Raw genomic sequence first — 11,151 nt, forward strand, 5'->3', positions numbered from 1 at the left:
ACTCAAAACTCTAGACTCAAAACCCGAAACTCTTTACAAAACTGACCCGAAACCTCTTGAATCCAGGATGGATTTGGAGAGATTGAAATAGCAGGAAACGGCCATGAAAGGACTGCTATTGATAGTAAACTTTTCCAGCACATCCCCCGCTCGCATGGTCTTTAGCGTTCGCAGGCCTGTCATACCTGCTTCAAAAGACAATTGTACGGGTTTAATGGGACTGTAGTTAACTGTAAAACTCGCTTTTGCCTGTCGGTACGCCAGTCGCAGGGCATTAGGGTTCAGGTTAGGCGTCAGGTATCCGGCGTTAAAACCACCCGCAGCAACGCCTACTTCTCCCCAAACTTTCTTCGTTATTTTCTGAGAAACTGAAGCCTGTAAGGGCAATACCAGCATCAGACGAGTCCCTTTAGCAATGCGGGTATTGATGCCGGCAATGGGGATAGGCGTAATGCGACCGGGTTCAAAAACTACGGCCCCGCCATAAAACCATTGCGTTCGCGGACCCGCGATGCGTACCCGAACGGCTCCACCCATTCCGTACGGACGGGCTTTGCTGAAATTCAGTAACTCATCGGTTTCGCTGACACCCAAGCCCGCCGCGTAAAGCCAAATTTTATCCCGCAAACTGGCGTGAATCCCCGTTAATACCAGCGAACCCGTATAAATGCCCTGATCATTTTTATCGAATGAAAAATTCGGTTGCCGATAGCCCGCATTTACCACCAGAAACATCTGATTAATCTCTACGTCAATTTTGCGAAGATTGAAGTTATGAAACTTCACCCCCGCCCCCCCGCGAATAGGAACAATGCCCTGGACGTTGAACCGGGAGTAACCCAGCCTTGCGGTATCGTTCATTTTTGCCGCTGGGGTTACTTCGGCCCTAATGTTTACCCCTGACGCAAAAATGCGAGTAGGCGTAAGCGACAATTGAGCGTAAGTGCTGCTGGTAAGTAATAAGGTAAAGAGCGTAAGAAGAATTCGCATGAAGAAAAATTAAAGGAACGAACGGATGAAGCTAAAACGAAGGATGCCTTTTTTCCGTACAATTACGGTGCAAATGGGCTGAATTTATAAAAAAAACAGTAACAAAAAAGGCCAGCATGCTGGCCTTTCTGAACACTAACAAATAGTGTGTATATGCAAGGGGAAAAGAAAAGCGATCAATACTCTGATTAACTCTGTTTCCGTAACTTAGCTTCAATGGTCTGCTGCGTGTGAGGCACTACCCGCAGACGCTCTTTAGGGATCAGTTTTCCCGTGTCTACACAAATGCCGTAAGTACCATTTTTGATACGAATCAGAGCATTCTCCAACTGAGTCGCATACTTCTGTAAACGAGCAGCTAGCTGGCTAAGGTTCTCACGTTCGCTGGTATCCGCACCGTCTTCTAACGACTTGTTACTGCTTGAAGTTGAATCCGTACCAGGGTCATTTCTCTTACTCAGGGCTTCACGAATGTAATTCAATTCTGTCCTGGTATCCCCGAGTTTTTTCTGGATGATCTCTTCAAACTCTTTTAATTCTTCTTCAGAATAGCGGGTCTTCTCTTCTACTGGGGACATATTTCACGGGGTTTGTTGGGAATATAAACGAACTTTAGCGATAAATAGTTTCTATTCTAGGGCAGCCTCACGTTAGGAATACTCATTTAGTAAAGCCCCTTACCTCTCCGAAAAGAAGGTAACAAAAATAACTTTTTAAGCGATTTAAGCAAATAGTTTAAAAAATTATTTAGCCCTTTTATCTTAGAAAAGCATTATTTCTTTGGCTTGAATGACTTTTATCAAAATTACCCTTTGAAATTTAATTCATTTGCTTTACAGGTTGCCAAATCGCTCGCCTAACCATTGGTAGAGTTTTTTGTTTTTCTAAGAATAATCCTGCTAAGTTTGCGACCAATGGGGCAAATATTATTATAGTCCTATTTAATAACAAAATTAACATAGCCATGACTTATATAGAGCCAGCACCCTTGCAACAGGAAAATCCACTTGAATCCATGATGCAACGGTTCGATGTGGCCTTTAAATTGCTCAATATCTCTCCGGAGATGTATGATATTCTGATGGTGCCCCGTAAACAAGTGGTTGTGGGCTTACCCGTTACCATGGACGACGGTTCCGTTAAAGTGTTCGAAGGCATCCGCGTGGTTCACTCCACCATTTTAGGTCCATCCAAAGGCGGCATTCGCTTCGATATGGGGGTGACGATGGACGAGGTAAAGGCCTTAGCTGCCTGGATGACCTGGAAATGTGCCGTGGTTGATATTCCTTACGGCGGAGCAAAGGTGGTATTCGCTGTAATCCTCGCGAAATGTCAGCCGGAGAAATCGAGCGGCTGATGCGGGCCTATACCGGAGCCATGCTCGACGTTTTCGGCCCCGACCGCGATATCCCCGCCCCCGACATGGGCACGAGTGAACGCGAGATGGCCTGGCTGATGGATGAATATTCCAAAGCCTACGGCATGACCGTAAACGGCGTTGTAACAGGCAAACCGCTGGTACTGGGTGGTTCGCTGGGCCGCAAGGAAGCCACGGGCCGTGGCGTAATGACTGCCGCTATTTCGGCCATGGAAAAACTTCGCATTAACCCCTACCGGGCCACAGCCGCGGTGCAGGGTTTTGGGAATGTAGGTTCACATGCGGCTGCTTTATTACAGGAACGCGGTGTTAAAGTAGTAGCCATTAGTGATGTAACTGGAGCGTATTATAACGAAAATGGGCTGGACATTGAGAAAGCCATGCAATACCGCGACCAGCATAAAGGACAACTTGAGGGCTTTGAAGGGGCTACGAAAATCTCCAATGAGGAGTTACTGGCTCTTCCTGTGGATGTACTCGTTCCAGCCGCCAAAGAAGACGTAATCACCGATGATAATGCTGGTAGCATTCAGGCCAAATTGATCGTGGAAGGAGCCAACGGCCCGACTTCTGCCAGTGCTGATGAAATTATCAATGATAAAGGCATCATGGTAGTCCCTGATATTCTGGCAAATGCGGGTGGAGTAACCGTTTCTTACTTCGAATGGGTACAAAACCGCATCGGTTATAAGTGGACGCTTGACCGGATTAACCGTCGGTCGGATCGTGCCATGAAAGATGCTTTTGATAAAGTATATGCTACGTCACAGGAGTACAATGTTTCCATGCGAATTGCGGCGTATATGGTAGCCATTAAGAAAGTAGCCGATACGTATAAATTCCGGGGTGGGTATTAATCTCTATCCTTTCGTAACTTAAATTAGAGCCTTGCCCGTGAAGGGGCGAGGCTTTTTTTATACCCATCCACCTATCATGAAATCATTTCTGGACTACGCGTCAGCGTTCATGCCTTTATCTGCCGAATCTGTACAGGCCATTGACCAGATAGCCTGGCGACGAAACATCCCTAAACGAACGATTCTTCAGCGAGCGGGTGACATCTGCCCTTATTTCCATTTCATTGAAAAAGGCGTCGGCCGGGTCTATTATTACCATAATGAACAGGAAATAACCGCCTGGCTAGGCTTCGAAGGTCAGATCATCAGTGCCATTGATAGTTTTTTCACCGGAAAGCCAACGGATTACTGGATTGAAATGCTGGAAGACGCCCAGATCTGTTCGATTTGCAATACAGATATTGACTGGTTATTCACCCATTTCCCAGAAACCGAGCGGCTGGGCCGTCTGATGATTACAGAAAATTATCTTCGTCTGGATGAACGCATGAAGCTTTTTGCCTTTCATACCGCCGAACAGCGATATGAAATTCTACTTCGTCAGTTTCCCGATATTCTGCAACGGGTTTCACTTCGCTACATTGCTTCTTACCTGGGCATTACCCAGGTAACCCTCAGCCGCATACGAGCGGAGTTTCGGCAGTGATTATTTAACATTTGTAAAAGGATTGGTCGGAGTCATCATAGAATTTTGAAGCGTTTAAATCACCCTTCAAAACTTTATGATGACTACCCGTATTTTCTACCTAGCTCTGCTTCTAGGCTTACTTTTTATGCCCTTGGCCTGCCAGAAAGAAGCTGATCCTAATTTATCCACACTCGAAAAACCTGTTCAGGAAGCCAAAGATTGGTTTGAACAAAACCAGCACCAGGCAACAAGACCCCTTAACAAAGGATTTAACATTTTTACCAAACTGACCGAATGGGCGAAAGCAACTACCTATACGCTAGGGGATACGCTAATTCTTGAAATTCCGCTCACGTATGAAAAAAATACCGGAATGACCCTTTCCTTACAACATGGTGATGAGGAACCCCTAAAGACTATTAAAGCTAACCCGCAGCTCTCACTGTTAACTAAACTGGTTATTATCAAGCCCGCTGGTAAACCTTACCAATCTTTCGTCATGAAAATTTCAGCGGGAGGTGAATACTTCAAAAAATCAGAAAACTTTCTCTTGAAACAGCATTTGTTTTATAAGCAAATTCCTGAGGGTTTCAGAGGACGAATTCTTTTGTATGACTGGAACGAAAATCTTCTTTCAGGTAAGATTTATAAGAACGGGAAGCTCGTTGCGACCATTAAACCAATAGATAAAGGAGGCCGCAGAGTGGTTACCTGTACTACTTATAGCATTGATTATTATTATCAGGCTTGTGCAGGTGGTTACTGTTCCGAATGGACCTATAATGGCAGTGAGTCCACTACGGTATGTGTGGAAACCGACACTAACGATTCCTCAAGCGGATCGGGAGGTTATACGAATTCTGGAACTTCTAGTGGCCCCGGCGGAAGTAGCAGTAATGGAGGAGGTGATTCTGATCCCATTCCCAATCCAGAAGAACAAAGATTTCTACGCCAATACAAAGTATTAGGCCCTGACATTCCCTTGAACCTAAAACAAAAGCTAAATTGTTTTGGAGCAATCCCTTCAAGTAGTAATTATAAATATTCCGTCACGTTGTATGTAGATCAACCCAAAGCTGGTACTAGAGATAAAGTTAAGCACTCTTATACAGATCGAATGCCTGGTCATACCTATTTTGGACTGGAAAGAGTTGATTCCAACACGGGAGAAATTATAAGATTAGTTATCGGATTTTACGTACAGAGCGAATTGACTGCTATGACAGGTATTTATACAGCAGGGGCTTGGGGAGACGATGGCAATACCGAATACGATGTTTCGCTTAAGGTAAATATGACAGCCAGTCAGTTTAAAGACGTAATTTATTACCTTAAAAATCTAGATACCCCTGCCTATAACTTAGTTGACAATAATTGCACAACGTTTGCCTGTAACTTACTCTCTCCTTATATCTCGTTACCCGCAGGTTCCGGTTGGATAGGGCCTCTAGGCCAAGGCAAAAATCCAGGCGATTTGGGAGAAGACTTAAGAGAAAAAATATCAACTTATGGTAATAAACTTACTACGGGCGATGGCCTGAAATCTCCTTCTACTACTAACTGCAATTAAGCCATGCAAAAGAAAAAAAAGTTATTATCTGGAGTATCATTCTTATACTCTTCGTGGGCATTTGTAATATTCCTATAGTCAGCCTCTTTATTTCTGTCTATACCGGTAACATCTACTTTAAACGGGCAAGTTTTCACTTCACTAGTGAGAAAGGAGGCTTTTCTGTCTGGGCAAGAAATGGATACGAAGACATTGTTTCTCAATTTGAAGCCTATAAAAAACGCCATCCTGAGGATACCGTTCTCTACAGAAACTTTCAAATCAAGCCCTGGCAATTCTGGCGAATCTACGAATATTCTGACCCTCCTTATCGATTACCCTATCGAGAAATGCCTCCTGATGTCAGTAGAGTGGATATAGTTAAATAGTAATCCATACCTCAGCGGTTAGACTTTAGCCGCTGAGGTACTATTAACAATTACGATGCATAAGAAAAAAGTTATTATCTGGAGTATCATTCTTATACTCTTCGTGGGCATTTCCAATATTCCTATTATCAGCCTCTTTATTTCTTTCTTCACTGGTAACCTATATTTAAAAGAAGCAAGTTTTCACTTCACTAGTGAAAAAGGAGGGTTTTCTGTCTGGGCAAGAAATGGATACGAAGACATTGTATTCCACTTTGAAGCCTACAAAAAACGCCATCCTGAGGATACCGTTCTCTACAGAAACTTTCAAATCAAGCCCTGGCAATTCTGGCGAATCTACGAATATACAAATCCATATTACAGACTTCCCTATCGAGAAATGCCTCCTAACGTGCCTGCAGATGATATAATCAAATAACAACAGGTGTCTCATCCATCGACTATAAACAACACTAGCCGGTGGATGACCTATCATTTCTAGCCTATCGTCATGCAAAAGAAAAAAGTTATTATCTGGGCTGTTACTGTACTACTTATTATCGCAGTTTCCAATATTCCCATCGTTAGTTTTTTTATCTCTTTCTTTACGGGTAACCTAAGCATGATGAATCTTGATTATCATTATATCAGCCAGAAAGGTGGGTTTTCAGTCTGGAGTAGGACAGGTTCTGAAGATGTTTTATCGCAATTTGAAGCCTACCAAAAACGGTACCCTGAAGATACCGTTCTCTACAGAAACTTTCAAATTAAGCCCTGGCAATTCTGGAGAATCTACGAATATACTGAAATATCATATAGACTCCCTTACCAGCCGATGCCTCCTAATGTCAGTAAAGTGGACATAGTTAAATAGTAATCCATATCTCAGCGGTTAGATTTTAGCCGCTGAGGTACTATTAACAATTACGATGCATAAGAAAAAAGTTATTGTTTGGACTGTTACTGTGCTACTTATTATCGCAGTTTCCAATATTCCCATCGTCAGTTTTTTTATCTCTTTTTTTACAGGTAATCTCACTTTCAAGGGTCCAGATCATCATTTTATTAGCGAAAAAGGAGGCTTTTCTGTTTGGGGCAGAAATGGATACGAAGATATCGTTTCCCAATTCGAAGCCTACAAAAAACGCCATCCTGAGGATACCGTTCTTTACCGAAACTTTCAAATCAAACCCTGGCAGTTCTGGCGAATCTACGAGTATTCTTACCCTTCTTATCGATTACCCTATCAAGAAATGCCTCCTAGTGTCAGTAGAGTAGATATAGTTAAATAAGCATTATTAACTATTTAACATTTGTAAAAGGATTGTAACCCCCTAAGCATGAGTTTTGAGTCGTTCAATAACGCTCTACCTTCATGCTAGTCTACATCTTTTTAGTATTTGGTTTTTGTTTTACTCTGGAAAGAATGCTCCCTGGCTGGAAGCTTCCAGAGGTTCCTACCTGGACCGTTCGGGTACTAGGGGTTAACTTTATTCAACTCGGTGTTGTAACCCTGGCAGGGTATACCTGGGAAAAGTGGTTATCTGCTTGGAGTGTTCTACATGTATCGTCTTACATCGGCAATGTTGGAGGCGGTGTTTTGGCCTATTTCATCGCAACTTTCGTCTTTTACTGGTGGCATCGCTGGCGGCACACCAATGATTTCCTGTGGCTTCATTTCCATCAAATCCATCACAGCCCGCAACGGCTGGAGGTGATTACTTCTTTTTACAAACACCCTCTGGAAATGACCGTCAATTCCATCATTGGCAGTTTGCTGGTGTATACTTTTCTGGGGCTTTCGATGGAAGCAGGAGCTATTTATACGCTTTGTACGGCTTTAGGAGAATTTTTTTATCACACCAACGTCCGAACGCCTCAGTGGATTGGTTATGTTTTTCAAAGACCCGAAATGCATCGCATCCATCATGAGTATAATAAACACACCAATAATTACGGCGATATTGTCTGGTGGGATATGCTTTTCGGCACGTATGAAAATCCCAAAGAATTCAAGACCTCCTGCGGTTTCGATCCAGAAAAAGAAGAACGGCTACTAGATATGATTAAGTTTAAAGATGTGCATAAAGAATGATTATTAAACTCAATCCAATGGTATTATTAGCTTTTCTGTAAAACTAAAAAAGCCCGTCTCCTTTCGAAGACGGGCTTTTTTAGTACTTAAGCTACTTAAACTTTGATCTCTACGTCAACACCTGAAGGAAGTTCTAACTTCATCAGGGCGTCTACCGTTTTAGCTGAAGTCGAGTAGATATCAACTAAACGTTTGTACGTACAAAGCTGGAATTGCTCGCGAGCTTTTTTGTTAACGTGAGGTGAACGCAGTACGGTATAGATTTGCTTATCAGTAGGCAAGGGGATAGGACCACTTACCACAGCACCCGTAGCCTTAACGGCTTTCACGATGCGTTCAGCCGATTTGTCCACTAAATTGTGGTCAAATGACTTGAGCTTAATGCGAATTTTTTGGCTCATCAGAGTTAATAACTGGTTCGTTAAAAAATGCGTTTCCGCAAACCCTTCGCCGAAAGAACCATTTACTCCGGCAGGGAATTCTTGGTTTGGTTGTTTGTTGTTGGTTATTAGTTGTTAGATTTTAGTACTATCAACTAATAACCATTAACTATCAACTAAAAATTATAAGCCTTTTGCTTTCTTCACTACTTCTTCCGCAATGTTTTGTGGAACGAATTCGTAGTGAGAGAAAGTCAAGTTAGCCGTGGCACGACCTGAAGACATCGTACGCAGATCCGTTACATAACCGAACAGTTCTGACAGAGGTACATCGCCTTTGATTACCTGAGCACCATTACGAGTATCCATACCTTTCATGATACCACGACGACGGTTCAAGTCACCCGTGATAGGTCCGGTGTACTCATCTGGAGTCAATACTTCAACGGCCATGATAGGTTCCATCAGTTTCGCACCAGCGGAACGAGCTGCCTCTTTGTAACCCAGACGAGCAGCCATTTCGAATGACAGCGAATCTGAATCGACATCGTGGAAAGAACCGTGGTACAGACGAACTCGCATAGAATCCATTTGGTAACCAGCCAGAGGACCATTTTTCATAGCCTCTTCGAAACCTTTCTGGATCGCAGGAATGAATTCCCGGGGGATCGTACCACCCACGATTTCGTTCACAAATTCCAGACCTGGCTTACCATCTTCCCGTGGCCCGATTTCGAATACGATATCGGCGAATTTACCACGACCACCCGTTTGCTTCTTGTAAACTTCACGGTGTTCAGCACTCTTCGTCAGAGCTTCTTTGTAAGCTACCTGAGGAGCACCCTGGTTTACTTCCACTTTGAACTCACGACGCATACGGTCAATGATGATCTCCAAGTGAAGCTCACCCATACCACGCATAATCGTCTGACCTGTTTCTTCGTTGGTTTCAACTTTCAACGTAGGATCTTCTTCGATCAGTTTTGTGATCGCTTTAGAGAAGTTATCCTGATCAGCCGATTTCTTAGGCTCGATGGCATAACCGATAACGGGATCTGGGAAATCCATGGATTCCAGAATGATTGGGTTCTTCTCATCAGAAAGGGTATCTCCCGTTTTGATGTCTTTGAAACCAACTACTGCACCAATATCACCAGCCGCTAAACGATCGATTGAGTTTTGCTTGTTAGCGTGCATCTGGAAGATACGAGAGATACGCTCTTTGTTTCCTGAACGCGTGTTCAGAACGTAAGAACCAGCCTCCAATACACCAGAGTAAGCACGTACGAAACACAGACGACCTACGTAGGGATCCGTAGCAATTTTGAATGCTAAACCTGCGAAAGGATCCGCTTCCGTTGGGTGACGAACTACTTCAGCATCCGTGTTAGGGTTTGTACCAACGATTGCTTCTTTGTCCAGCGGAGAAGGCATCAGAGCCATCACGTAGTCAAGCATCGTTTGTACCCCTTTATTTTTGAATGAAGAACCGCACAACATAGGTACGATTTTCATTTCGATCGTAGCGGCACGAAGAGCAGCCAGGATTTCATCTTCAGAGATCGACTCAGGATCTTCGAAGTATTTTTCCATCAGCGTTTCGTCGTATTCAGCTACTGCTTCGAGTAATTTCTCGCGGTATTCAGTAGCTTCTTCCAGCATATCTTCAGGAATGGGGACCACTTCGAAGGTCATACCTTTGTCAGCTTCATTCCAGATGATACCACGGAAGTTTACCAGGTCAACTACGCCACGGAAACCATCTTCCGCACCGATAGGCAATTGCAGAGGTACTGCATTGCTACCCAGCATTTCTTTTACTTGCTTCACTACATTCAGGAAGTCAGCACCTGAACGGTCCATTTTGTTAACGAAACCGATCCGGGGAACTTTGTAGTTATCGGCCAGACGCCAGTTCGTCTCAGACTGAGGCTCAACGCCGTCAACTGAGCTGAAAAGGAATACCAGACCATCGAGTACACGTAATGAACGGTTTACTTCTACCGTAAAGTCAACGTGACCCGGAGTATCGATGATGTTGATGTGATAAGAGTTATCACGATACTTCCAGTTTACTGTCGTAGCAGCGGAAGTAATGGTAATACCACGCTCCTGCTCCTGCTCCATCCAGTCCATGGTAGCAGCACCATCGTGTACTTCACCGATTTTGTGGCTAACACCCGCATAGTAAAGAATACGCTCCGTAGTGGTCGTTTTCCCGGCATCAATGTGGGCGGCAATACCAATGTTTCGAGTGAATTTTAAATCTCTTGCCATTATTGGTTTTTGATTGTGTTTGTTTCCGTACGGATCCCTTGGCTGCCGGGAATTTCGAGAACTAACGAAATTTTACAGTCCGGCAATCGGGGTGCAAAAATAGACGAATTATTAGAAAAATACTAGTGCTAATTCAAGGTAATTTTTTGGCTCATTGGAAGTTAACTTTTATTTCTGCCCGAAATACTGATTTTCGGGCATTGAGCCGGGACATTGCAGATACGCTGGGGGTCATTATAGCAATAACACGAAGCCCCTTCAGATCATTCCCATTCTGTATAATTTTATTTACCAGTCACTTACCTTCCAACTTTTCGGGGTAAGGTATTTAGGCTACTTTAACAAGTCCTTAACATGAAAGGGTTTGACATCGTAGCATTTTTTTATCTTTTTTGCGAGTCTTTTTACAACAGTGAATCCATTTCGCTAAACCTTACCACACAATTATGAGAAAAATTTGGGTAATGCTGGCTCTGTCCACAGCCGTAATGACCAGCTCCTGCGTGAGCAAGAAAAAAGCCCGGGCCCTGCAAACCCAGGTCAACGACCTCCAGGCCGAAAACGCCCGCCTGGCTGAACGCATCCGCGTCGAACTCGGCGACTGCCAGCAAAAGTCCGCTTCCCTGCAG

At 43.7% G+C, this 11,151-nt stretch carries 11 protein-coding genes and 1 pseudogene; 8 read left to right on the forward strand and 4 right to left on the reverse strand.

The window, feature by feature from the left end:
• Positions 1-33: 33 nt before the first annotated feature.
• Positions 34-990 carry a hypothetical protein gene (locus BWI96_RS14140; RefSeq protein WP_106637269.1) on the reverse strand — a complete coding sequence of 319 codons (957 nt, stop codon included), beginning with the start codon at positions 988-990 and terminating at the stop codon, positions 34-36.
• Positions 991-1,178: 188 nt separating this feature from the next.
• Positions 1,179-1,568 (reverse strand): TraR/DksA C4-type zinc finger protein, encoded by a 390-nt coding sequence (locus tag BWI96_RS14135; RefSeq protein ID WP_106637268.1) that lies wholly within the window; start codon positions 1,566-1,568, stop codon positions 1,179-1,181.
• A gap of 386 nt (positions 1,569-1,954) precedes the next feature.
• On the opposite strand from BWI96_RS14135, the pseudogene BWI96_RS14130 reads away from it, so the two are divergent.
• The 7 genes and pseudogenes from BWI96_RS14130 (at position 1,955) to BWI96_RS14095 (ending at position 7,865) form a co-directional block, all read left to right on the forward strand.
• Positions 1,955-3,225: pseudogene (locus BWI96_RS14130) on the forward strand (Glu/Leu/Phe/Val dehydrogenase).
• 76 nt (positions 3,226-3,301) lie between these two features.
• Positions 3,302-3,871 (forward strand): Crp/Fnr family transcriptional regulator, encoded by a 570-nt coding sequence (locus BWI96_RS14125; RefSeq protein WP_157830372.1) that lies wholly within the window; start codon positions 3,302-3,304, stop codon positions 3,869-3,871.
• Positions 3,872-4,004: 133 nt separating this feature from the next.
• Positions 4,005-5,423, forward strand: a complete 1,419-nt coding sequence (locus BWI96_RS14120; protein ID WP_157830371.1) for a hypothetical protein — start codon at positions 4,005-4,007, stop codon at positions 5,421-5,423.
• A 423-nt stretch (positions 5,424-5,846) separates the two neighbouring features.
• Positions 5,847-6,209, forward strand: coding sequence for a hypothetical protein (locus tag BWI96_RS14110; protein ID WP_106637264.1), 363 nt, complete (start codon positions 5,847-5,849; stop codon positions 6,207-6,209).
• Between the two features lie 72 nt (positions 6,210-6,281).
• A complete protein-coding gene (locus BWI96_RS14105; protein ID WP_106637263.1) occupies positions 6,282-6,644 on the forward strand; it encodes a hypothetical protein in 363 nt (120 codons plus the stop codon).
• Positions 6,645-6,699: 55 nt separating this feature from the next.
• Positions 6,700-7,062, forward strand: a complete 363-nt coding sequence (locus BWI96_RS21655) for a hypothetical protein (RefSeq protein ID WP_157830369.1) — start codon at positions 6,700-6,702, stop codon at positions 7,060-7,062.
• A gap of 134 nt (positions 7,063-7,196) precedes the next feature.
• Positions 7,197-7,865 (forward strand): sterol desaturase family protein, encoded by a 669-nt coding sequence (locus tag BWI96_RS14095; protein ID WP_232793734.1) that lies wholly within the window; start codon positions 7,197-7,199, stop codon positions 7,863-7,865.
• A 95-nt stretch (positions 7,866-7,960) separates the two neighbouring features.
• Here the strand turns inward: BWI96_RS14095 and rpsJ are convergent, their stop codons facing one another.
• Together rpsJ and fusA are read right to left on the reverse strand one after the other, a co-directional pair.
• Positions 7,961-8,266 carry a 30S ribosomal protein S10 gene (gene rpsJ / locus BWI96_RS14090; RefSeq protein ID WP_094811061.1) on the reverse strand — a complete coding sequence of 102 codons (306 nt, stop codon included), beginning with the start codon at positions 8,264-8,266 and terminating at the stop codon, positions 7,961-7,963.
• A 162-nt stretch (positions 8,267-8,428) separates the two neighbouring features.
• On the reverse strand, positions 8,429-10,522 hold the full coding sequence (gene fusA / locus BWI96_RS14085; RefSeq protein WP_106637260.1) for an elongation factor G: 2,094 nt from the start codon (positions 10,520-10,522) through the stop codon (positions 8,429-8,431).
• 446 nt (positions 10,523-10,968) lie between these two features.
• Between fusA and BWI96_RS14080 the strand changes: the two genes are divergently transcribed.
• Positions 10,969-11,151, forward strand: a 183-nt coding sequence (locus BWI96_RS14080; protein WP_157830368.1) for a hypothetical protein, incomplete at its 3' end; no start/stop codon positions are given.

It is taken from the genome of Siphonobacter sp. SORGH_AS_0500 (assembly GCF_002838835.1).
In the GTDB taxonomy this organism is placed as follows: domain Bacteria; phylum Bacteroidota; class Bacteroidia; order Cytophagales; family Spirosomataceae; genus Siphonobacter.

Bases quoted from the DNA above. Each gene is read 5' to 3' on its own strand.
- BWI96_RS14140 (WP_106637269.1), bottom strand. From the start codon at position 990: ATGCGAATTCTTCTTACGCTCTTTACCTTATTACTTACCAGCAGCACT.
- BWI96_RS14135 (WP_106637268.1), bottom strand. From the start codon at position 1,568: ATGTCCCCAGTAGAAGAGAAGACCCGCTATTCTGAAGAAGAATTAAAA.
- BWI96_RS14125 (WP_157830372.1), top strand. From the start codon at position 3,302: ATGAAATCATTTCTGGACTACGCGTCAGCGTTCATGCCTTTATCTGCC.
- BWI96_RS14110 (WP_106637264.1), top strand. From the start codon at position 5,847: ATGCATAAGAAAAAAGTTATTATCTGGAGTATCATTCTTATACTCTTC.
- BWI96_RS14105 (WP_106637263.1), top strand. From the start codon at position 6,282: ATGCAAAAGAAAAAAGTTATTATCTGGGCTGTTACTGTACTACTTATT.
- BWI96_RS21655 (WP_157830369.1), top strand. From the start codon at position 6,700: ATGCATAAGAAAAAAGTTATTGTTTGGACTGTTACTGTGCTACTTATT.
- BWI96_RS14095 (WP_232793734.1), top strand. From the start codon at position 7,197: ATGCTCCCTGGCTGGAAGCTTCCAGAGGTTCCTACCTGGACCGTTCGG.
- rpsJ (WP_094811061.1), bottom strand. From the start codon at position 8,266: ATGAGCCAAAAAATTCGCATTAAGCTCAAGTCATTTGACCACAATTTA.
- fusA (WP_106637260.1), bottom strand. From the start codon at position 10,522: ATGGCAAGAGATTTAAAATTCACTCGAAACATTGGTATTGCCGCCCAC.